This is a genomic window from Oleiphilus sp. HI0061, from assembly GCF_001635675.1.
Window position 1 is genome coordinate 1 of record NZ_LWFE01001838.1, and the last position, 1,496, is coordinate 1,496.

Annotated in this window: 2 protein-coding genes; one reads left to right on the plus strand and one right to left on the minus strand. The window is 44.6% G+C overall.

The features are described from left to right. Window positions 1-780, minus strand: a 780-nt coding sequence (locus A3735_RS27955) for a serine dehydratase beta chain (RefSeq protein ID WP_304440037.1), incomplete at its 3' end; no start/stop codon positions are given. A gap of 197 nt (window positions 781-977) precedes the next feature. Here A3735_RS27955 and A3735_RS27960 point away from each other — a divergent pair. After that, the coding region (locus A3735_RS27960; RefSeq protein WP_068639078.1) for a glutathione S-transferase N-terminal domain-containing protein at window positions 978-1,496 on the plus strand (519 nt) is incomplete at its 3' end.

Genomic DNA, 1,496 nt, shown 5'->3' on the forward strand with positions numbered 1-1,496 from the left:
CTCTAATAACAGTCCTCCGGGCAGTTGCCCATCAGCAGATAAACCACGTTCTATGCTTGCAAACATCGCCTCCTTAACTGTGCAAATATTTGCCTCAGTAACACTCTCAGCACTACTCATGCATTCATTTTCCATCTGAATTACTGCAAAGCTTTTATCTTCTTTCTCGGCGATAGACAGCAACTCACTCATGTTTGAATAGGTATGTTTCTGGCTGTGGCCGAACGGCACTTTACGCCTCCCTTTTTTCTCCTTTTGGCGCTTACTCTTATCGGCAAGTTCATCTTTAGTTAAAATAAAACCGCCACCAACGGAAAAGTACGTTTCAGACAAAATGACCCGTTCTTTCTCACCAGCACTTGATAGCGTAAAGCTGAAACCATTCGGATGTTCCGGGTACACGAGCTTCATATCAAACTCTATTCCCGACGCTGGGCCAAAGTTTACACACACACCTTGAACAATTTCGATAAAGTTTTTTTGCTGAAAACTATCAATCGCTTTTTCTAAATTACCGTTGAATGAAAGCTTAGCGGCCTGTGCCGGCGAATAGCCATTGAGACCCAGAAGGATTGCCGTATCTGTACCATGACCAATACCCGTATACGCTAAGGAACCTGTCAAGCGGCACCTAAGATTAAGGCGCTTGCCTTTAAGAAAGGTGGGATTTATAGCCTTTATCTTAGTGACGAAGTCCTTTGCGGCAATCATAGGGCCATTAGTATGAGAGCTGGAAGGTCCAATACCTAGTTTAAATAGATCTGTAATACTCGTGAACATAATACAACCTCACGCGTGATTTCTTTCTATGCAGGTAGCAACAAACCATAATCATCTTATTATAGCCTTAAACCCGTAACTCAGCCTGAACTTACAGCCTCATATAATAATTTATGGGTAGACACAGCCGATATTTGTCTATGACAAACAAACGATTAAGCCTTACAATGCAGCCGTGCTTATTATGGAGGATCGCTATGAAAAACTTATTCGACATCACCACGTCTACCCTTGCATCAACACTACGTGTTTGGCGTGGCACGTCAGCGAGCAAGGTTGCAATACAACCTGAGCAGGAGCTGGTTATATTCGACAGAGAAGGTTGCCCGGAATGTCGGTTTGTCAGGGAAGCACTGACCGAACTCAACCTTGATGCAATGGTAGCCCCCTGCCCAATCGGTGGGCGTGATATAAAAAAACTTGCACAAGAATCCGGCAGCCAGACGCTCCCAAGGTTATTCGACCCCAACACTGACCTCAATATTGCTGGCCGCGATGAAATTGTTACTTACCTATTTAAAGAGTACAGGGGCTTGGAAGTCCCTAAGCAACTCCGCCGCAGTTTAATGAATGATACGGCATCCAAACTGGCTAGTGTTTTACGTAATAATGCAGGTGTCCACGCGCGCCCTGCAAAAGCGGCTAAACTCCCATTGACGCTATATAGCTTCGAATCCAGCCCTTTTTCTCGTGTAGTAAGAGAAAAACTATGCGAA